The following is a 19,729-nucleotide window of genomic DNA, read 5'->3' as shown; positions in this document are numbered from 1 at the left end:
GGCCGCGACCGGTGACAACCGGTCGCGGCCGGCGATGACCGGTCGGCTCCCCACGACAGCGGTTACGCTCGCCTCAGCGCGAGCCCGGGGGAGCAGCATGAGCAGCGAGACCGTCCCGGCGGTGATGCCGGCCGCCTTCATCGGGCACGGCAGCCCGATGAACGCGCTGGAACTCAACCGCTACACCCAGGCGTGGCGCGCCTTCGGGCGGGCGGTTCCGCGCCCCCGGGCGATCCTGGTCGTGTCGGCCCACTGGTACATCGGCGCCACCGCCGTCACCGCGATGCCCCGACCGAGGACGATCCACGACTTCTACGGCTTCCCGCCGGAGCTGTTCGACGTCCACTACCCGGCGCCCGGCCTGCCGGAGCTGGCGGAGGAGATCGCCGACGTGGTCCACCCCACCTGGGTCGGGGCGGACGTCGACTCGTGGGGGATCGACCACGGCACCTGGTCGGTGCTCACCCACGCGTTTCCCGACGCGGACGTCCCGGTCGTCCAGTTGAGCATCAACGCGTTCAAAAGCCTGGACTACCACCTGGACCTGGGCGCGCGGCTAGCCCCGTTGCGCGAGCGCGGGGTGCTCGTCGTGACCAGCGGCAACGTGGTGCACAACCTGCGGGGGGTGGACCCGCGCATGGTCGACGAGGGCTTCGACTGGGCGCAGCGGTTCGACGAGGCGGCGAAGGACGTCATGCTCGGCGAGCCGACCGAGGCGGCCGCGCTGGACGCCCACCGTGACTTCGGCCGGGCCGTACCGACGCCGGACCACTTCATCCCGCTGCTCTACCTCGCCGGCCTGGCCGGCGCCGCCGGCAACGGCGCGGAGGTGCTGGTGGACGGGTACGCGTACGGGTCGCTGTCGATGACCGCCTACACCGTGGGGTCGTCCTGCCGCACGCAGGCCCCGCTGGCCGGCGCTCCCGCCCTGCCGGCCGAGGTGCCGGCCGACTCCGCCAACATCTGACGCCCGCCCGTCGCTGTGGGCCACCGCCTGGCGGCCCGCGCGGCCGGCCCGGCGGGGCGACGGGACGCGGGACCAGCCGGTCCGCACGGCGGGGCCCGCATCCGGTCGCCGCGTCGCTCAGAGGCCCTTGACGACCTCGACCAGCTGGTCCAGCGCGGCGCTCCAGCCCTCGGCGAAGCCCATCTCCTCGTGCGACTTCTTCGCCGCGGCGTCGGCGTGGATCGCCGTGGCCGTGTACTTCGTGCCGTTGCCGGTGGGCTCGAGCTTGATGATCGCGGTGAACGGAAAATCGTCGCTGGCCACCTGGGGGCGGAAGCCGGGGCCCAGCCCCGAGGTGAAGATCAGCGTCGAGCCTTCCTCGACGACCAGGATGCAACCGGTGCTAGGGAACTCCTCGCCCTCGGGCGAGCGCATCACCGTGTTGAACCTGCCGCCGGGCTGGAGGTCGATCTCGCAGGACGAGGTCGACCAGGGCCGTGGGGCGAACCACTGCACGATCAGCTCGGGCGTGGTCCAGGCCTTCCAGACCAGCTCGGGGGCGACGTCGACGGTGCGCTCCAGGACGAGGTCGAGATTCGGGTTCACGCTCGGGTAGGCGGTCATGTCTGCTGCTCCTTCAGGTCGTGGAGAAACGAGTCGAGCTGGTCGAGGCGCCGGGACCATGTCGCGCGCTGACCGGCGAGCCAGGTGTCGACGTGCTCGAGCGGCTGGGGGGCGAGCCGGTAGGTCCGCACGCGCCCCTTCTTCTCCGACGTCACCAGGCCGGAGCGCTCGAGGACGCCCAGGTGCTGGGTGAACGACGGCAGTGCCATGTCAAACGGACGAGCGAGCTCGCTGGTTGTCGCGGGCCCCCGGCCGAGCAGCTCGACGACCCGGCGGCGGGTCGGGTCCGACAGCGCGTGGAACACGCCGTCCAGGGTCCCGTCGTCGCTTCCGGCTCCGCCGCCCGATTGCTTAGGCATGCACCTAACTATGCCTACGCCGAACACTTAGGTCAAGCCCTAAGTGAAAGCGTCTGGTCCCGATCCGTCCGGGTGGGTCATGCTGAGGGCATGACCGACGTCGGTGCCCCGGAACCGCTCACCCTCAACGTCTACTGCCGGCTCACGGTGGCCGTGACCGATCCGCAGGTGCTCACCGACCACGCGGTGGCCGACCTGCGGGCCGCGGACATCGACTGGGCGGCGGAGGAGGACGACCTCGAGACGGCGGTGGCGGACCTGCGCAACGACGTCGTGGTGTCGCTGGCGTCGCTCGTGGACATCAGCCGCATGGTCGAGGGGCTGCCGGGGGTGGAGGCGAAGGGCGGGCTGTGCTGGGCCGAGCCCGGCCCGCCCCGCGAGGCCGTGTGGCGCGCCGAGTGAGGGTCGCCGCTGGCGAGCCCGCGCGCGGCGGGCCGCAGCCGGGCGGTGGCACCACCTGAGCGCCGGACGGGCGGCCCCTGTGTCGGTCTCGGACATGCCGGCGTCACCCGAGGTGTCGGCGGCACTCATGTCCACGTGCACTGCGTCACGCTAGCGTCTGCGCACGCCGGCACCACCGCCGCCGCTCCCGGACAGGAGAGCGCCATGACCGTACCGCTGAAGGCCGCCGCCGCCCTCGTCACCGCCCTGCTGCTCGTCCTCACGACCGCGGCCCCCGCCCAGGCCGCCACCCCGGCCACCAAGGCCCCGGTCGCCGGGACCCTGCGCCCCCACAACGTCTCCGGCGTGTACGTCGCCGGCGTCTCCTCCGGTGGCTACATGGCCACCCAGCTGCACGTCGCCTACTCGTCGCGGATCCGGGGCGCGGCGGTCTTCGCCGCGGGGCCGTACTACTGCGCGCAGAACAACGTCGCCCAGGCGCTCGGCGGCTGCGGCGACAACGCGTACCCCACGAACGTGTCGGCCCTCCAGGCGTACACCCGGACGTGGGCCTCCTACGGCTGGGTCGACCCGGTGGGCAACCTGTCCGGCGATCCCGTGTACGTCTTCCATGGCGCCAACGACACCGTCGTCGAGAAGTCCGTCACCGACGACCTGGTCCGGTACTACCAGCACTTCGGTGCCAGCGTGCAGTACGACAGCGGCTCCCCGGCCGGCCACGCCTGGGTCACCCCGTACGGGACCCTGGGGTGCACCGTCACCGCCTCGCCGTTCCTCGACGACTGCGGCACCGACCCGCAGAGCGCCCTGCTGGGCAAGCTCCTCGGCAGCGTGCGGGCGCCGAACACCGGCCCGCTGGGCGGCAGCCTGATCCGGTTCAGCCAGCACACGTACGCCGTCAACGGCTGGGCTCCCGGGCTGAGCATGGGCGCCGACGGTTTCGCCTACGTGCCGGCGTCCTGCGCCGCCGGGCAGTCGTGCCGGCTGCTCGTCGCCCTGCACGGCTGCCTGCAGGGCCACGGCGCGGTCGGCACCGCCTTCGTGGACCGGGCGAACCTCAACCAGTACGCCGACACCAACAACCTGATCGTGCTCTATCCGCAGGCCGGCACCGCCGCCGCGAACCCGAACGGCTGCTGGGACTGGTGGGGCTACCTGGGCGCGACCAACTACCCGATCAAGGGCGGCGCCCAACTGGAGACGATCATGAACATGGTGCGCCGGCTGGACGGCTGAGCCGCGCGGGCGGGGCCCTCGGCGCGGGCCCCGCTCAGGCCGGCGCGTCGCTGCCCACCAGGCGGGCGTCGGCCGCCGCCTGACCGTCGACGTCCCCCGCCTCCTCGCACACGCCCGCCGCGTCCGCCCAGTGCCGCCGGGCCTCGTCGGCGTCGTCGAGGGCCGCCGCCGCGTCGCCCAGGTGCAGCAGGGTCCGCCCCAGGCCGGCCGTCGGCCGCCCGTCGCGCAGCCGCAGGCTCTCCGCCAGCAACTCGTACGCCTGCCGGGCCTGGGCGGGCGTGGTGGACAACAGCGCGGCACCCGCGTTGAGCAGCGCGGCGGCCCGGTTGGTCGGATCGGCCACGGACTCGTACTCCCGCAGTGCCGCCCGCCACGACTGCGCCGCGTCGAGGTGCTCGCCGAGCCCGGCGTGCACCAGCACCAGGTTCGTCAGCGCCGCCGCGTAGCCCCGGGCGTCGCCGAGCGCGCGGAAGGCGTTCGCCGCGCGGACCAGGTGGCGGTGTGCGACCTCCAGCTCCCCCCGGGACAGCCGGGCGGCGCCCAGGCCCAGATCGGTCAGCGCGTGCCCGGCCCGGTCCGCCGCCGAGCGGTGCCGCCGCGACAGCTCCAGGTGCTCCACCGCGTCGTCGAACTGCCCCAGGTCCAGCAGCACCAGGCCCAGGTTCATCCGCGCCTGCGCGGTGCCGCGCCGGCCCCGCTCCGCCACCGCGAGGCTGAGCGCCGTCGCCGCTGCCTGCGGGTCGCCCCGGCGGCGGCGCAGCACACCCAGCTCGTTGTGCGCCCAGCCGGCGATCTCCGGCCGGTCGTCGGCCGTGGGCGTGGCGAGCACCGTGCGGCACACCTCCGCCCACTCGTCGAGGCGCTCGGCGTGGGCGAGCCAGCCGCACAGCGCCACCGCCAGGCGGAACCACCAGCGGCGCACCCGGCGCGGCAGGGTCTCCGCCGCGCCCGCCGGCACCCTGACCACGGCCAGCAGCAGCTCCTGGTGCAGGTCGAACCAGCCGTACGGGTCGTCGTCCAGCGCCAGCGTCGGCTCCCGGTCCGGCGGCGAGCCGACCACGGCGAGGCTCGCGGCGTGCCGCTCGGCCCGCCGGGCCAGGTGCCGGGTGAGCCGGGCCTGCGCGGCGACCCGCCGCCGCGCCGGCTCCGCGTCGCGCAGGTGCATCCGGGCGTACGGGGCCAGCAGCGGGCGCACCTCGTAGCGGTCCCCGGGCGCGCCGGTGACGAACCCACCGGCGGCCAGCTCGTGCAGCAGGGCGGCCACCCGGTCCGGGCGGCGGCCGGCCAGCGCCCCGATCGTCGGCCGGTCCAGCGGCACCGGGCTGAGCGACATCAGCCGCCACAACCGTCCCGCCTCGCCGCCCAGCGCGTGGTACGCGGTGTCCCGCGCGGTCACCAGCAGGGTCGCCGGGGAGGCGGCGACGTGCTGGTGCGGGGGCGTGTCGACGGCGCGGCGCAGCGCGTCGAGCACGTCGCTGTGCCGCCACCCGTGCTGCGCCGTACGCCTGCCGAGTTCCGCGACCGTGCGGGGCTGCCGCCCGCAGAGTTCGACGAGGTCGCGTACCGCCGGGTCGGTGCGCGGGTCCGGGCGGTGCGGCCGGGCGACGGGTGCGGCGGCCCCGGCGGCGGCGAACAGCTCGACGGCGTCGTCGGCGTCCGGCTCGGCGAGCCCGTGCGCCACCACCCCGTCCACCGCGGCCAGCGCTCCCGTGCCGGCCAGCAGCAGGCGGCACGTCCGCGCGGTCGGCGGCAGCAGCGGCCGGACCTGGGCCGGGTCGTCCACGTTGTCCAGCACCACGAGGACCGCCCGGCCGTCGAGCTGGCCGCTCAGCTCGTCGACGGCGTCGGCGAGGTCGTCGGCGCGTCCCGACGCCGGCGGCCGGGTGCCGAGGATCCGGGCCAGCGCGGTCAGCACCTGCCGGGCGTCGTGCCGCCGGCCGCCCCGGCGCAGGTCCAGGTAGTACTGGCCGTCCGGGAAGTCGTCCCGGCACAGGTTGGCGGCCTGGATCGCGCAGGCCGACGTGCCGACGGCCCGCCGGCCGACCACCGCGACCGCGTGCTCCTTCTCCAACAGGTCGACGATCGCGTCGACGTGCCCGGCCCGCCCGGTGAACCCGGCCGGCCACGGCAGGGTGGGCGCGCCGGCGACCGGCGGCGGCTCGGTGTCGTCAGGCATCGCGGCCTGCTGCCGCTGGCGGCGCCATTCCACGATCATCGCGGCGGCGAGGCCGAGCACGATCACCCCGGCGCTCGCCGAGCCGAGCTGGGCGACGGACAGCTCGGAGAGCAGGTTGCCGGTGACGTTGCCGAGCACCGCGCTGACCGTGCCGCCGACCACGCCGCCGATCGCGAGCAGCAGGCTCAGCCGCCGGGGCCGCCGCGAGCGGCGGGCCGGTCCCGGCCCCGTCACCGCACGCCCCCGGCGACCAGGCCGGCGACGAGCTGGCGGCGGGCCAGCACCACCAGCAGCACCGGCAGGACGGAGGCGATGACCGAGCCGGCGGCGAGCGCCCCGCTGTTGGCCGCGAAGCCCCGGGTCTGGCCGGCGAGGAACAGCCCCAACGGCAGCGCGCCCGGACCGCTGAACAGCAGACCCACCACCAGGTCGTTCCACACCTGCACGAACTCCAGCACCGCGACCGCCACCACGGCCGGGCGGTTGTGCCGGGCGAGCAGCCGCAGGGTGCCCCACCAGTGCCGCCCGCCCACCCGGGCCGCCCGCACCTGCTCGGCGGGCAGGTCCGCGAACGCGTTGCGCAGCACCAGCACGGCGAATGGCACGCCCAGCGCGACGTGCACCAGCGCCAGGCCACGCGCCGTGCCCGAGGAGAGCACCACGCCGAGCACCTCGTTGACCGGCCCGGCGATCACCTGCACCGGCACGATGCTGGCGGCCATCAGCAGCAGCCCGGTGGCCTGGGCGGGTGGCCCGGTCAGCCAGGCCAGCGGGTACGCGGCGAGCAGCGCGACGCCCAGCACCACGGCGGTGACCACGGTCGCCAGCACCAGCGTGAAGCCCAGCGTGCGCCACAGCTCGGCGCCGGTCAGCAGGTCCCGGTAGGAGTCGAGGCCGGGCGGGCTCCACCACCAGCCCCGTGCCGCCGCGTCCACCGTGCCGTGCAGCGAGGTGGCGAGCAGCACCCCGAGCGGCACCAGCCAGGCGACCGCCGCTCCCGCCACCAGCAGCCGGGTCGTCCGGCGTGGCGCGGGCGCCACCGGTTCGGGCGCGACGGGCACCGGGTCCCGGGGCGGCGGCCACGCCTGCCGCACGAACAGCGCGGCGACCAGCATGCCGGCGGCCACCGCCATCAGCCACACCACGCCGAGCGCCGCGCCCTCGCCGGTGGTGGCGCCGTTGGAGGTCTGCCAGACCCGCAGCGCGAGCACCGACGCCTCGTCGCGCACCGAGCCGGGCGTCATCACCAGGATCAGGTCGAACGTCCGGGCGGTGCCGAGCGCCGCCAGGGTGAACACCACGGCCACGGTGCGCAGCAGCAGTGGCCGCCACTGCGCGTCCCAGAGCACGTCGCGGCGGTTGCCGCCGTAGGCGCGCACAGCGTCGGCGAGGCTGGGCGGCACCGCGTCGAGGGCGGCCCGGAACACCAGCACGGCCAGCCCGACCCATGCCCACACGAACGCCGACATCAGCGCCACCGTGACCAGGCCGGGGCCGAGCAGTTGCGGGGCGTCGGCCGCCGGCCGGCCGGTCAGCGTCGCCGCGACGAGCGTGGCCAGCCCGCGTTCCGGGTCCGGGTCGTACATCAGTCGGAAGGTGACCCCGGTGACCACCAGCGGCAGGGCGGTGGGCACCACCAGGATGAGGCGGACCAGCCCGCCCTCCTGCGAGCGGCGCGAGGCGGCGGCGAGCAGGTAGCCCAGGACGGTGACCACCGCCGGCACCAGCAGCGCCCAGAGCAGCGTGCGTCCCACCACGGCGCCGGTGCCGGGCGCGGCCAGCGCGGTGCGGAAGTGCTCCGCGCCCACCCACCGGCCGTCGGTGGTGACGCTGGCGTGCAGCGTACGCAGCACCGGCCACGCCACCAGCCCGCCGAGCAGCAGCAGGGCGGGCAGCAGCAGCGCCGAGGTGGCCCCGGCCGCCGGGTAGGCCCGCCCGCGCCGGGGCGGCCCGACGTCGTCGAGGACCGCCAGCTCGCCCAGGACCCGGCTCATCGCCCGCCGCCCGCCGACCGGGCCGCCGCCGCCAGTTGCCCGACGGCCCGGCGGGTCGCCCTGCCGGCGGGGACCCCGTCGGTGACGTCGGCGAAGAAGTCCTGCATGATCCGCCAGATGCCCACCCCGTCGGAGCCGGTGAACGGGCCCGGCAGCCGGTCGGAGAGGTCGAAGCGCACCGCCTCGGCCGTGCGCAGCTCGGCGGCGAGGCGGCGCCCGACGGGGTCGCGGTAGTCGTCCAGCGGCACGGACACGTTCGGGGAGAGGTAGCCGCCGGCGCGCAGCCACGGCTGGAAGGCGGAGCCGTCGCTGAGCCAGCGCACCAGCTCCGCCCCACGGGCCGAGCCGGCGAACGCCACGGCGGCGTCACCGCCGACGATCAGCGGGCCGTCGGCCACCCGGGCGCCCGGGAAGCGGAAGGTCTCCGGCTGCTCCGGGCCCCGGCGGAACCGGCGGCTGACGTCGTCGACGAAGTCGGCTTCGAAGAGCATCGTCGCCCGCCGGTGGTGCACCACCTGGATCACCGACTCCTCGTACTGGGTGAGCAGGGCCCGGCGACCGCCGCCGGGGAAGGCGCCGTCGACGCCCCACAGCTCGGCGAGCCGGTCCAGCGCCGTGTGCACCGACGGGCTCCGCCAGTCGGCCTCGCCGCGCGCCAGGGCCTCGTAGTGGCCGGGCGGGGCCACGTCGGCGAGCACGTTCTCGAGCCAGTCGGTGAGCACCCACCCGTCGGCCGCGCCGACGGCCAGCGGCGCCGGACCGTCGCCCGACCGGGCCCGCGCGCCGAGCCGCCGGGTGAGCGTCACGAGCTGGTCCCAGGTGCGCGGCGGTGCGGGGAGCATCGACGGGAAGTACCAGAACAGCGACTTGTGGGCCGCCTTGACCCAGACGCCGTAGCGGCGCCCGTCGGCGGAGAGCAGGTCGGCCATGCCGGGCGGGAGGGCGTAGCTGGTGGCGGGGGCCAGCTCGCGCAGCCAGCCGCGCCGGGCGTACTCGACGACCAGCCCCGACCGGGGCAGGATCGCCACGTCGGGGCTGGTGCCGGCCAGGTGGCGGGCACGCAGGAACGCGTCGATGTCGTTGCCGGCGCTGATCACCTGCACGTCGGCGCCGTAGTTGCCCACGACCTCGCGGAAACGGGCCAGCTCGCCGCCGCTCCACACGACCGCGACCTGGACCGCCGGCGGTGTGGCGGCGCAGCCCGCGCCGGCGGTCGCGGTGAGCGCGGCGGTGGCCCGCAGCAGGGTACGGCGGCTCAGGCGCGCCGCCGGCGCGGCCCGGCCCCCCGGCGTCACCGGCCCACCTCGGCGACGACCGGCACGTCGGCCAGCGAGCCCGGGTCGGCCGTGCACACCAGCACCGCCACCCCCGGGGTGTTCGCCGGGGAGAGCCGTCCGACCAGGTCGGTCAGCCGCCCACCGCCGGCCGGTCCGGTCGGCAGGTCGATCACCAGCACCTCGGGCAGGCAGGCCACCGCCCGGGCGAGCGCCACCCGGAACCGCTGCGCCTCCGACAGCAGGTGCGGTCGCAGCTCCAGCGTCGGGGCCAGCTCCAGCCGGTCGACCACCTTCGCCGTCCACGCGTCGGCCATCTCCCGCACCCGTTCCCGCCGGCGCTGGCCGTAGGCGATGTTGCGGCGCACGGTCAGGTGGGGCAGCAGCGCGCCGCCGGCCGGCACGTAGGCGATGCGGCGCTGCGGCGGCGGCAGGGCGGTCACCTCCCGGTCGCCGACCAGGACCCGGCCGGCGACCGGCGCGGCCAGCCCGCTCACCACCCGGGCGACGGCGGTGCCGAGCGGCGGGGCGGCGACCAGGGCGGCCGTGGCGCCGGCGGCGACGTCGAGGGTCACCGCGGCGGCGCCGGGCACGGCGACGAGCTCGCACAGTCGTAACGTGGCCATCACCTCCGGTGACCCGGGCAGTCGATCCCAGGGTCGCACAATCCGGCGACGACCGGCGCCCCGCCACCGTCCCCTGTGGAGTGCCGCGCGGGACCGGCCGCGCCGCCCACCGGTCAGCGCGACGCCACGCCGAGCCGGTGGGGCATCTGCCAGCCCTCCGCGAGCCGGGACGGGTGCACGTGGTGCCCGCCGCCGAAGAACTCGCAGAACTTCATGATCAACGGATCCCAGCGCAGCGGGTCCACGTGGCTCGTCCCGGGGATGACGAGGTCCTGCTCGACGTACGCGCGCAACACCTCGACCTGGAAGGCGGTGGCCCGCACGTCGTCTCCCGCCAACGGGTGGGCCGCGACCACCCGGCACTCCAGTTGGATCGGGCACTCCGCGACCCGGGGTGCCGCGACCAGCGCGGACGGCTGGGCGGTCAGCCCGGCCAGGGTGAACTTGTCCGGCTCGTAGCGGTAGCCCTGGCGTGCCTTCTGCTCCGGCACGTCCGGGCGGCCGGTGGTGAGCGCGATCCGGTCGACCGCGTCGACCATCGCCGAGGAGGGCAGGTTGAGCACGCACTCGCCCTCGCGCAGCAGGTTCGACGTCGTCCGGCCGCTGTCGCCGAGCCCGAGCATCGCCTGCCGGCCCAGCCACCACGCCGACGACATCGGCGCGAGATTCGCCGTGCCGTCGGGGTTGCGGGTGGTCACCAGCACCACCGGGGTGCCGAAGTAGAGCACCTTCAGACCGGGCACGACGTGCATCCGTCCGCCTTCCACCGAGGGCGCGACCGTGCGTCGCGCCACCGGAGCCCGACTATCCGGGAACCGGCCGGCCGGCGCTGGCGGCGATCGGACGTGGCGTTCGCGCCGTGCCGCCGGTCAGCCGGCCGGGCGCGGCGGGAGACCGGACCGCTGGCACGCCTCCCGGTACATCCGCACCACCTCCTGCCGGATCTGGGCGCGTTCGCTCAGCCGGTGGGCGAACGGCACCCGCACCGGGACCTCGATGTCGTCCACGGCCACGGCGAACTCCATCCCCTCGGCGTCCAGGCCGGTGGCCCGGGCCCGGGTGGCCGCCGGCTGCCCGCCGAGCGTGCGGCAGATGAGCAGCGAGTCCCCGGCGTGGTCGTCGTTCATGTGCCGGCAGACGGCGGCGACCACGTCGGCGCCGAACGGGGCGGTCACGCGGCCACCTCCGCGTCCGTGGCCGGCACGAGGTGGGACAGGGCGGCGAGGACCTCGGTGTTGTGCCGGTACGCCACGAGCACCTCGGCCCGCAGCGCGGCCCGACCCACCTCGTCGAGCGGGAGGGCGTCCAGCCTGGCCCGGTAGGCGTCCTTGTACGCCTTCGGACTGGGGATCCGGTCGAACCGGTAGAACGCCGCCCCGGCGTCCCCGGTCAGCCCGTAGTGCCGGGCGAGGGACCGTCCGATGTGCAGGCCGCCGGAGAGGTCGCCGAGGTAGCGGGTGTAGTGGTGGGCGACGAACCGTTCCGGTGAGCTGGCGCAGACCGCGCCGAGGCGCCCGGCGTAGGCGACCGTCGCCGGGGTCGGGTCGATCCGTCGACGCCAGTCGGGCCCGAGCAGGAACTCCAGGTCCGCGGCGAGGGCGGGCAGCCGGGTCAGCGCGTCGTCGACGAACGGGCCGGCGAGCGGGTCGTGGCGCATCGCCTCGGCGGCGCCCTCCAGCGCCTCGTAGATCACGTGGTGCTGCACCACCAGCGCGGCGTAGCCGGCGCGGTCCAGCTCGCCGGCCACCAGGGCCGAGACGTACCGCTGGGACTCCGCGCCCTGGTGGGCCTCCTGGCTGGCGGCCCGCAGTTCGGCCGAGAACGGGGTGCTGGTCGGGCTCATGTCTCCTCCAGGGTGACGGAAGGCCGGGTGGGCTGCCGTCGGGGAACGATCAAGGGTAGTCGGGTACTGGGATGGGGCACGACCTCGATGTCGTGCCCGTACACCTCGCTGAGCAGGAGGGCGGTGAAGACCTCCGCCGGCGGCCCGGCGGCGCGTACCCGCCCGGCGTCGAGGAGGGTGACGGTGTCGGCGTACGCGCCGGCGAGGGTCAGGTCGTGCAGCACCGCCACCACGGCGTCGCCGGCCCGCGCCCGGTCCCGCGCGACGCGCATGACCAGCTCCTGGTGGCCCAGGTCGAGGGCCGCGGTCGGTTCGTCGAGCAACAGCACGGCGGCCTGCTGCGCCAGCGCCCGGGCCAGCGCGACGCGCGCCTGCTCGCCGCCCGACAGCGCCGGGTACGGCCGGTCGGCGAACCGGGTCGCGTCGCAGCGCCGCAGGACGTCGGCGACGACCGCGTCGTCGCGCTCCTGCTCCGGCCGCCCGGCCCAGGGCGCCCGTCCCATCCGCACCACCTCGTCGACGGTGAACGGGAAGCTCAGCGTGCTGCGCTGCGGGAGCACGGCCCGGCGCATCGCCAGCTCCACCGGCGTCCAACCGGCCGGGGGCGAGCCGTCGATCTCCACGGTGCCGGCCACGGCGGGCAGGTCGCCGCTGACGGCCGCGAGCAGGGTGGACTTGCCCGCCCCGTTCGGCCCGACGAGGGCGTGCACCTCGCCGGCCCGGATCAGCAGGTCGACGCCGTCCAGCACCGGCCGCCCCGCGCGGGCGACGCGCAGGCCGGCGACGCGTACCCGGGTCGTCCCGGCCGGCACCGGCGTCGGCACGCGGGGCGTCGCCCATCGACGCGGGACGCGCGTCATCCAACTGCCCGGATGGCTCATCCCCAGCCCCCGGCCCGGTCCCGGGTGCGGCGCAGCAGCCAGAAGAAGGCCGGCCCGCCGACGACCGCCGTGAGCACGCCGAGCGGGAGTTCCTGGTGCTCGACCAGGGTGCGGGCGGCGAGGTCGGCGGCGATCACCACGACCGCGCCGCCCAGCGCGCTGGCCGGCAGCAGCACGCGGTGACCCGGGCCGGCGACCATCCGGACCAGGTGCGGCACCACCAGGCCGATGAAGCTGATGATGCCGGTGAAGGCCACGGCCGCCGCGCCGAGCAGCGCGGTGACCACGATCATGCGGATCCGCAGCCGCTCCACGTCGACTCCGAGGTGGCGGGCGGCGGGCTCGCCGAGGGCGAGCAGGTCGAGCCGGCGGGCGTCGGCGTACGCGACGCCGAGACCGACCGCCAGGCAGGGCGCGGCCAGCGTGACCGCCGACCAGTTCGCCGACGCCAGGCTGCCGAGGTTCCAGAAGGCGATGGCCTGCACGCCGGACTCGTCGGCGACGAACATGAGCAGTCCGATCGCCGCCCCGGCGACGGCGTTGACCGCGACACCGGTCAGGACCAGGGTCACCACCTCGGTCCGGCCGTTGGAGCGGGCCAGCAGGTACACGGCGTACGTGGTGGCCAGCCCCCCGGCGAATGCGGCGGCGGGGACGGTCCAGCCGCCGAGGACGGTGACGCCGGTGACGATGGCGAGGGCCGCGCCGACGGCCGCCCCGGCGGAGACCCCGATGACGCCGGGCTCGGCGAGCGGGTTGCCGAAGACGCCCTGCATGACGGCGCCGGCGCAGCCGAGCGCGGCGCCCACCACGGCGGCCAGCACCACCCGGGGGAACCGGACGATCCAGAGCGCGTTCTCGCCCTGGGGGTTCGTCGGCAGGGCACCGACGTCCAGGCCGAGCCGGTGCAGGACCGAGCCGAGCACCTCGGCGGGGGAGACCTGCACCTGTCCCCGGCCCGCCGCGACCAGGACGATCAGCAGCAGGGTGGCGCCGAGGCCGGCGAGGAGCAGCGGACCGCGCCGGACGGGACGGCCGGCCGGGGGCCGCGCGGGCGGCCGGACCGGGGTGTCGACGCCGGTCACGACGGGCTGCCGCAGGAGTACACGGCGGCGGCCAGGGCCTGCACGGTCCGCCCGGAGCGGGTGCCGAAGGTGAGCAGGGTGCCGTCGTCCATGTCGACGATCCGGCGGGCCGCTCCGGCCGGGGTCTGCGCGACGCCGGGGAGCTTCAGCAGGCCGTCGATTCCGCCGACGGAGGCGAGCCCGGCGCTCATCACCAGGATCACGTCCGGGGCGGCGTTGATGAGTCCCTCGCTGGTCAGCGGGCGGAACCTGGCCAGGCCGACGGCGCTGCCGGCGTCCACCCCGCCGATCGCCTCGATCATCGCGTCCGAGCCGGCTCCGTCGCCACCGATCAGGTAGACCCCTGCGGTGCCGCGCAGGTAGAGGAACGCGATCCGGGGCGCCCGGCCCCCGGGCGCGCTCCGGCGGGCCGCCGCGATCTCGCTCTCGACCCGGGACACGAGCAGTTCGCCGGCGGCCGGGACACCGAGGGCCGCCGCGACGGCGCGCACGTGGCCCGGTACGGCGGCGAGGGTCTGCTCGGCTTCGATCAGGACGACGGGGATGCCGGAGGCGCGCAACTGGCGGAGCACCTCCGGCGGCCCGATGCTGTCGTCGGCGAGTACCACGGTCGGGTTCAGGGCGAGCACCGCCTCGGCGGAGAGGTCGTGCCCGGCCGGGGTCACGACCGGCAGGTGCGCGGCCGCCGGGAAGGTGGTCGAGGTGTCCCGGCCGATGACGTTGCCGCCGAGCCCGAGGCCGAACACGGTCTCGGCGATGGAACCGTAGAGGTTCACCGCGAGGATGCGGCTGGCGTCGGTGACGGTGACGCTCGTGCCGTCGGCGGAGGTGACGGTGGCCGGCAGGGCGGGCGCCGGTGCCGGCCGCAACGCGGTGACGTCGGTGCTGTCCAGCGCGGCGGTGACCGGCCCGCAGTCAGCCGTCGCGGCCGGCGTGGCGCCGGAGGGGGACGCGGAGCAGGCGGTGGCCCCGAGGAGCAGCACCACCAGGGCGGCGACGGAGGAACGGCGGGCGGCTGCCGGCACGGGGCGGTGGCGCCGGGGATGCCCGGTCACCGGGCCTGTCCCCGGCGACGCCAGCGGCGCAGGCCCAGCAGTGCGGTGGCCGACAACGCGAGCACCACCAGGCCGACGGTCCACCCGCGACCGGCCTCGGTGGCGGTGCTCACCCTGCTGATCGCCAGCTCGCTCGGGGCGGCGGCGGTGGGGGCTGCGCCGTCCCCGGCGGCGGTGTCCACCGGGGCGCCGGCGGGGGCAGCGGGGGAGGCGGACCTGGCCGTCGTGGTCGCCGGTGCGGCGGCGCCGCCCGGTGCCCCGGCGGCGGCCGACGGGGCGCGGCCCGGGGCGGTGGCGCCGGATGTCGCCGGGCGGGGGCTGGCCGGGGCGGGGGCGGGCCGGGCGAAGGTGGTCGGGACCCGGACGTCCTGGGAACGGTCGGCGGTGCGGGTGTGGTCGGCGCGGGTCACCACCGCGCACCGGCGGGTGGTGCAGTCGACGTCGCCGATGGTCGGGGTGACCTTGAGCGTGATCCGGAACGACCCGCCGGGCCCGTACGGGACGGCCAGCCCCTCGCCGTACGAGGGTGGGTTCGACGAGATCCAGTGCGACGCCCCGAGGGCGCCGGTCGTGTCGGCCCCGCCGCCGCAGGGGCTGGGCACCGCGCCGGGCCCGTTGTCCACACAGAACGCCACGTAGATGCCCTTGGTGACGTCGTACCCGCGGCCGGAGACGGTGACGGTCGCGCCGGACCTGTCGAGTCCGGTGCTTGGAGTGACGCTGAGCGCCTGGCCGCCGGGGCCGCGGCCGGTGCCGGCGTGCGCGGGCGGCGCAGTGGCGACGACACCCACGGCGATGAGGGTGGCGGCCATGTAGACGTGACGCGGTGTGCGCATCGGGCTCCTCACGAGAGCATCGGCGGAGAGCCGAGAACTTAGGTTTGGCTAACCTAAGTTAAGAAGATCCAGTTCACAAGGGGTTGTTCGGTCCGGATAGCCGGGCCGAACGCGGATGGCTGACTTCTTAGGTTTGCCTTACCTTACTGACTGTCCGTAGCGGATCAAGAGAAGGAGTCAGCATGGTCCGATCCAGAGCCGGTCAGGCCTGGCGGCAGTCGATGCGCTGGGCGGCGGTCGCCGCCCTCGGCCTGTCGACCGCACTCGTGGGCGCCGGCCCCGCCTCGGCAGCCGAGGCCGACATCACCGGTGGCACCCTGACCTGGGGTTTCAAGCAGTCGTTCCGCACCTACGTCTCGGGCGGCAACGGCAACCCGCCGATCGCGGCGAGCAACGGCGCCACCATCAACGCCGACGGCACGTTCACCTTCCCGTCGACGGGGGGCACCCACGACTCCGCCACCGGCGCCGCCAGCGCCGAGTACGGCGGCACCGTGGTCTTCTCGTACCCCTCGCACATGTTCACCATCACCCTGGCCAACCCGACGATCGCCATCTCCGGCGGCACCGCCGCCCTGAAGGCCGACGTCGACCTGGTCACCACGGCGGCCGAACCGGTGTCGGTGCGGCAGGCGACCATCGCCACGCTCGCGTCCGGCGGGAACCCGGGCGGCACGGGGACGGTGAGCGGCAGCAGCCTCGCCGCGACGCTGACCACCGCCGGTGCCTCGGCCTTCAACGGCTTCTACGCCTCGGGTGACGCGCTCGACCCGGTGTCGTTCACGTTCACCAGCGGCGGCTCCGGGCCGGCACGGCCGGCGGTGGCGGTCACCCCGTCCGGCGGGCTCGACCCGTCGGGGGCGACGATCACCGTCGAGGGCTCCGGCTTCGACCCCGCCGCCAACAGGGCGGCCGGGGTCTACGTCGCGTTCGGGCCCAGGGTCGACGAGCACTGGACCAACGCCGGCGTGCTCCAGGTCACCAAGTGGGTGAGCGCGACGAACGAGCCGACGGAGGCGCGGGACAGGCTCAACGCCGACGGCACGTTCCGCACCACGCTTCCGATCAGCGCGGTCTACACCGACAGGACCGGTGAGCGGGTCGACTGCACCGCCGTGCAGTGCTACGTCATCACCTTCGCGGCCCGCGGCTCGGCGGACCGCAGCCAGGACACCTTCACGCCGGTCACCTTCTCCGGGACCGGCACCGGTGCGGGGGACGCCGTGCAGCGGATCACCGCCACCGTGAAGGGTGGCCCGCTCACCCTGGGCGTGGCCGGCTCCGCCGTCGCCCTGCCGGCCGTGACCAACGGCCAGGTCGCCAGCGGGGCACTGCAGGACGCCACCGTGGCGGACCTGCGGGGCACCGACGCCGGCTGGAGCCTCGTCGGGCAGGTCTCCGACTTCACCTCCAGCACCGGCGGGGTCATCGCCGCGGACAACCTCGGCTGGGTGCCGAGCGCGGCCGCCGTCGACGACCCGCTGGCCGGTGACCCCGGCACGGTCGTCCCCGGCGCGGTGGCCGCGCCCGGCGCCGGCCTCGGTGCGGCCCGGGCGCTCTGCACCTCGGCGGCCGGGGCCAGCGGTGGCACCTTCACCTGCGGGGCCCGGCTGAACCTCGGAGTGCCGGTGTCCGCGGCGGCGGGCGACTACGCCGCGACCCTCACCCTGACCCTCTCCTAGGTCGGCGCCGGGTCACCGGTGGGGCGGGCCCTCCCCGGCCCGCCCCACCGGCCGTCCCGCCCACCGTCACCCACCCACCCGGAGCCCGGCATGTCCCTCGTCACCCTCCTGTTCCGGACCTGCGTCACGCTCGTCGCCGCGCTGCTCGCGGCGGGGCCGACGGCGGCCGTCGCCGCGCCCGCGCCGGCCGCGCCGACGCCCGGCGCGGTGGCGCCCGGCCCCGCGGCGACCCGCTGGGCGGTGCAGCCGTCCGGGCCGGACGGCCCGACCGGACGCAACTACTTCATCTACGACCTGGCCCCCGGCGGCACCCTCACCGACCACGTCGGCGTCACCAACCTGAGCGACCGGCCGCTGACCTTCCAGGTGTACGGCACCGACGCCTACACCACCGCCGACGGCGCCTTCGCACTGCTGCCCGCCGACCGGGCGGCCACCGACGTCGGCTCCTGGGTCCGCTTCGACAAGCGCACCTGGACGATCGCCCCCGGACGCCGCGCCGACATCCCGTTCCGGCTGAGCGTGCCCGCCAACGCCACCCCGGGCGACCACGCTGGCGGGGTCATCGCCGCCATCACCCAGGCCCGCACCACCGCCGACGGGCAGCAGGTCCGGGTGGACCAACGGCTGGCCGCACGGGTCTACCTCCGGGTGGACGGCGACGTCCGCCCCGCCGTCACGATCGAGTCGGTCAGCGTCAGCTACGACAATCCGATCAATCCGGCCGGCGGCGGCGACGCCGTGGTCAGCTACCGCGTACGCAACACCGGCAACGTGCGCCTCGGCGGAACCGGCACGGTGGCCGTCGAGGGGCCGTTCGGGTGGCGGCTGGCCCGTACCGCGCCGGTGGACCTGCCCGAGCTGCTGCCCGGCGGGGTCTTCACCGTCACCGAGCGGGTCACCGGCGTGCCGCCCGCGCTCCGGCTGACCGCCGAGGTCGACCTGGCGCCGACCACCGTGGACGCGGCGCTGCCGCCGGTGCTGCGCTCCGCGAGCACGTGGGCACCGCCATGGCTGCTGCTCGCCGCGCTCGCCGTGCTGGCCGGCTGGCTGGCCGTCCGGCTGCGCGGCCGTACCCTCGCCAAGCGGGGCGCCGGGGACACGTCCGCGCGGGACGCGGCGGCGGATCCGGGCCGCCCGGCCGGCTCACCCGCCACCCGCCCGGTCACCGGCCCGGCGGGCGGCGCGCCGTGACCCGGCTCCTGCCGGTCGCCGCCGCGCTGCTCGCGCTGGCCTCCCCGGTGCCCGCGCCGTCCGCGCCCGCCCCCACGTCCGCGCCCGCCCCCACGTCCGCGCCCGCCGCCGCGCCGGCGGCGCCGCGGATCGCCGTACCGGCCGGCACGTTCCGGGTCGGCGACCAGATCCCGGTCACCCTCGGCGGCTGGCCGGCCGGCACCGTGCAGATCGAGGTCTGCGGCAACGGGGGACGACGCGGCGCGCTCGACTGCGCGACCAGCAGGGCCGGGCACGGACAGGTGCCGTCGTCGGGCGCGGCCACCCTGCCGGTGGTGCTCGCCGCCCCGCCGGTCGGCTGCCCCTGCCTGGTGCGGGCCCGCACGCCCACCGGCGGCACCCGGGCCAGCGTCGACCTGCCGCTGACCGGCGTGAGCGCGCCGCCCGCCCCCGCGCCGGCCGGCGCCGCGGAACTGGTCGTCGCCGGACTGCGCGCCGCCGACCGGTCCGGGGTGCCTGGCTGGTTCGGTGTGCCGGGAGACCTGACCGTGGACCTCACCCTGCGCAACGTGGGCTCCACCGACGCGGTCGACCCGCCGTTCGCGCTGCTGTTCGGCCGCCCCGGTCGGGTGCACACGCTCGTCGACGCCCCGCCGCTCGGCACGATCGGCGCCGGGCAGACCCGGGAGTACCGGATCCGCGTCCCGACCGACGCGACAGTCGTGGGCCCGCACGAACTGCACGGCCGGATCGAGCCGTCCGGCGGGCCGGTCGCCTTCACCGTCGAGGCGGCCCGTTACCCCTGGGGCCTGCTGGGCCTGGTCACCGTGCCGTTGGTGTGGGCGCTGGCGCGGCCGCGCCAGCGCGGTCAGGCCGGCGGGGGAGCGGTGCCACGGTAGATCGCGGCCAGCCACACGTCGCGCAGCACGTCGACCACGTCGCGCTCGGCCACCGCCGGCCCGTCGCCGGCGAAGGTGGCGTACCAGACGCGCTCGTTCATCGAGTTGAGCGCGATGGCGAGGTCGCGGGCCGGCACGCCGTCGGGGGCCGCCCCGCGCCGCCGCTCGGCCACGATCGCGGTCTCGATCGCGTGCACCCAGCGTTCCAGCACGGTTGCCCAGAGCCGGCGCACCTCGGCGTTGGTGCCGCGCACCTGGGCGCAGGCCAGCACCACCGCGCGGTGCGCGCCGAAGGTCTCGTGGAACCGGTCGATCAGCTCCCGCCAGCGCGTCGGCGGGTCCTCGGCCAGCCGCTCCAGCACGTTCCCGGCGGCGGCGTCGGCCTCCTCGATGACCCGGTCCAGCAGCGTCAGCAGCACCGCGTCCTTGGCCGGAAAGTAGAAGTAGAAGGTGGGCCGGGAGATGCCCGCCCCGCGCGCCAGGTCGTCGATGGAGATGTCGGCGAAGGCCCGCTGCCCCAGCAGCCGCTCGGCGGTCGCCAGGATGGCCAGTTCCCGCTCGTCGCCGACGGAGCGCCCCGCGCGCCGTCCGCGCCCGGTCGCGTTCCCGGTGGCCGTACGGGCGGGTGTCATGCCCGG

20 protein-coding genes are annotated in these 19,729 nt (G+C 76.1%); 6 read left to right on the top strand and 14 right to left on the bottom strand.

The genetic code is table 11. The features are described 5' to 3' along the window. Window positions 1-97: 97 nt before the first annotated feature. Window positions 98-967, top strand: coding sequence for a 4,5-DOPA-extradiol-dioxygenase (gene ygiD / locus AC0OO9_RS30480; protein WP_484514231.1), 870 nt, complete (start codon window positions 98-100; stop codon window positions 965-967). 117 nt (window positions 968-1,084) lie between these two features. On the opposite strand, the gene AC0OO9_RS30475 is transcribed toward ygiD, so the two are convergent. Together AC0OO9_RS30475 and AC0OO9_RS30470 are read right to left on the bottom strand one after the other, a co-directional pair. Beyond that, entirely contained in the window at window positions 1,085-1,570 is a 486-nt protein-coding gene (locus AC0OO9_RS30475; RefSeq protein ID WP_484514229.1) for an SRPBCC family protein, read from the bottom strand. Beyond that, window positions 1,567-1,875, bottom strand: coding sequence for an ArsR/SmtB family transcription factor (locus AC0OO9_RS30470; protein WP_199729471.1), 309 nt, complete (start codon window positions 1,873-1,875; stop codon window positions 1,567-1,569). Before AC0OO9_RS30470 ends, AC0OO9_RS30475 begins: the two co-directional genes overlap by 4 nt. Before the next feature lie 144 nt (window positions 1,876-2,019). Here AC0OO9_RS30470 and AC0OO9_RS30465 point away from each other — a divergent pair, with 144 nt between their 5' ends. After that, a complete protein-coding gene (locus AC0OO9_RS30465) occupies window positions 2,020-2,331 on the top strand; it encodes a hypothetical protein (RefSeq protein ID WP_484514227.1) in 312 nt (103 codons plus the stop codon). 204 nt (window positions 2,332-2,535) lie between these two features. Next, window positions 2,536-3,567, top strand: a complete 1,032-nt coding sequence (locus AC0OO9_RS30460) for an extracellular catalytic domain type 2 short-chain-length polyhydroxyalkanoate depolymerase (RefSeq protein WP_484514225.1) — start codon at window positions 2,536-2,538, stop codon at window positions 3,565-3,567. A gap of 34 nt (window positions 3,568-3,601) precedes the next feature. On the opposite strand, the gene AC0OO9_RS30455 is transcribed toward AC0OO9_RS30460, so the two are convergent. From AC0OO9_RS30455 to AC0OO9_RS30405, 11 genes are all read right to left on the bottom strand, one after another. Then, complete coding sequence (locus tag AC0OO9_RS30455) at window positions 3,602-5,977, bottom strand: hypothetical protein (RefSeq protein ID WP_484514223.1); 2,376 nt, start codon at window positions 5,975-5,977, stop codon at window positions 3,602-3,604. Then, the gene (locus AC0OO9_RS30450) at window positions 5,974-7,737 is read right to left on the bottom strand and encodes an ABC transporter permease (protein ID WP_484514222.1); all 1,764 of its coding nucleotides are present in this window, start codon (window positions 7,735-7,737) and stop codon (window positions 5,974-5,976) included. The genes AC0OO9_RS30455 and AC0OO9_RS30450 overlap by 4 nt, the downstream gene beginning before the upstream one ends. Further along, window positions 7,734-9,032: an extracellular solute-binding protein gene (locus AC0OO9_RS30445; protein WP_484514221.1), complete on the bottom strand. Its 1,299-nt coding sequence runs from the start codon at window positions 9,030-9,032 to the stop codon at window positions 7,734-7,736. Before AC0OO9_RS30445 ends, AC0OO9_RS30450 begins: the two co-directional genes overlap by 4 nt. Beyond that, entirely contained in the window at window positions 9,029-9,637 is a 609-nt protein-coding gene (locus tag AC0OO9_RS30440) for an ATP-binding cassette domain-containing protein (RefSeq protein ID WP_484514220.1), read from the bottom strand. Before AC0OO9_RS30440 ends, AC0OO9_RS30445 begins: the two co-directional genes overlap by 4 nt. Window positions 9,638-9,750: 113 nt before the next feature. Beyond that, on the bottom strand, window positions 9,751-10,389 hold the full coding sequence (locus AC0OO9_RS30435; protein ID WP_484514218.1) for a flavin reductase family protein: 639 nt from the start codon (window positions 10,387-10,389) through the stop codon (window positions 9,751-9,753). Window positions 10,390-10,506: 117 nt separating this feature from the next. Beyond that, a complete protein-coding gene (locus AC0OO9_RS30430; protein WP_484514216.1) occupies window positions 10,507-10,812 on the bottom strand; it encodes a DUF2470 domain-containing protein in 306 nt (101 codons plus the stop codon). Further along, a complete protein-coding gene (locus AC0OO9_RS30425) occupies window positions 10,809-11,480 on the bottom strand; it encodes a biliverdin-producing heme oxygenase (protein ID WP_484514215.1) in 672 nt (223 codons plus the stop codon). Before AC0OO9_RS30425 ends, AC0OO9_RS30430 begins: the two co-directional genes overlap by 4 nt. Beyond that, window positions 11,477-12,340, bottom strand: coding sequence for a heme ABC transporter ATP-binding protein (locus tag AC0OO9_RS30420; RefSeq protein ID WP_484514213.1), 864 nt, complete (start codon window positions 12,338-12,340; stop codon window positions 11,477-11,479). Before AC0OO9_RS30420 ends, AC0OO9_RS30425 begins: the two co-directional genes overlap by 4 nt. A 17-nt stretch (window positions 12,341-12,357) precedes the next feature. After that, the gene (locus AC0OO9_RS30415) at window positions 12,358-13,446 is read right to left on the bottom strand and encodes a FecCD family ABC transporter permease (protein WP_484514212.1); all 1,089 of its coding nucleotides are present in this window, start codon (window positions 13,444-13,446) and stop codon (window positions 12,358-12,360) included. After that, window positions 13,443-14,501: a heme/hemin ABC transporter substrate-binding protein gene (locus tag AC0OO9_RS30410; protein ID WP_484514211.1), complete on the bottom strand. Its 1,059-nt coding sequence runs from the start codon at window positions 14,499-14,501 to the stop codon at window positions 13,443-13,445. Before AC0OO9_RS30410 ends, AC0OO9_RS30415 begins: the two co-directional genes overlap by 4 nt. After that, on the bottom strand, window positions 14,498-15,337 hold the full coding sequence (locus tag AC0OO9_RS30405; protein WP_484514209.1) for a hypothetical protein: 840 nt from the start codon (window positions 15,335-15,337) through the stop codon (window positions 14,498-14,500). The genes AC0OO9_RS30410 and AC0OO9_RS30405 overlap by 4 nt, the downstream gene beginning before the upstream one ends. Before the next feature lie 182 nt (window positions 15,338-15,519). On the opposite strand from AC0OO9_RS30405, the gene AC0OO9_RS30400 reads away from it, so the two are divergent. The 3 genes from AC0OO9_RS30400 (at window position 15,520) to AC0OO9_RS30390 (ending at window position 19,091) form a co-directional block, all read left to right on the top strand. Continuing rightward, complete coding sequence (locus AC0OO9_RS30400; RefSeq protein ID WP_484514208.1) at window positions 15,520-17,019, top strand: HtaA domain-containing protein; 1,500 nt, start codon at window positions 15,520-15,522, stop codon at window positions 17,017-17,019. Between the two features lie 90 nt (window positions 17,020-17,109). Continuing rightward, on the top strand, window positions 17,110-18,213 hold the full coding sequence (locus tag AC0OO9_RS30395) for a WxL protein peptidoglycan domain-containing protein (RefSeq protein ID WP_484514207.1): 1,104 nt from the start codon (window positions 17,110-17,112) through the stop codon (window positions 18,211-18,213). Continuing rightward, entirely contained in the window at window positions 18,210-19,091 is an 882-nt protein-coding gene (locus AC0OO9_RS30390; RefSeq protein ID WP_484514205.1) for a hypothetical protein, read from the top strand. The genes AC0OO9_RS30395 and AC0OO9_RS30390 overlap by 4 nt, the downstream gene beginning before the upstream one ends. Here AC0OO9_RS30390 and AC0OO9_RS30385 read toward each other — a convergent pair. Then, entirely contained in the window at window positions 19,061-19,723 is a 663-nt protein-coding gene (locus AC0OO9_RS30385; RefSeq protein WP_484514203.1) for a TetR/AcrR family transcriptional regulator, read from the bottom strand. The genes AC0OO9_RS30390 and AC0OO9_RS30385 overlap by 31 nt on opposite strands. Window positions 19,724-19,729 lie beyond the last annotated feature (6 nt).

This window comes from Micromonospora sp. USAFONa4 (genome assembly GCF_057197825.1).
The sequence above is the reverse complement of the archived record's forward strand: the minus strand, read 5'-3'. Positions and strand labels throughout refer to the sequence as shown.